Source organism: Bacillus sp. X1(2014) (assembly GCF_007678255.1).
Genome location: NZ_VEED01000094.1, coordinates 1 through 228, shown reverse-complemented (window position 1 = coordinate 228; position 228 = coordinate 1). Strand labels below are relative to the sequence as shown.

Sequence of the window (228 nt, the reverse complement as noted above, 5' to 3'; positions counted from 1 at the left end):
AACACGGAAGTTAAGCTTCTCAGCGCCGATGGTAGTTGGGACACGCGTCCCTGTGAGAGTAGGACGTTGCCAGGCTAAATTACTTTAAAAAACATACATAATTATCTTCTTTAAGTAGGATAATATTATGGTGCAGTAATTAATATTAATCGTCGCGGGGTGGAGCAGTCTGGTAGCTCGTCGGGCTCATAACCCGAAGGTCGCAGGTTCAAATCCTGTCCCCGCAAT

Annotated in this window: 1 tRNA gene and 1 rRNA gene; both read left to right on the top strand. The window is 45.6% G+C overall.

Annotation, left to right across the window (positions count from 1 at the left end):
- Positions 1-75 (top strand): 5S ribosomal RNA (gene rrf / locus FS608_RS31945); the annotation flags it as partial.
- A gap of 78 nt (positions 76-153) precedes the next feature.
- A tRNA-Met gene (locus tag FS608_RS29940) sits at positions 154-227 on the top strand.
- Position 228 lies beyond the last annotated feature (1 nt).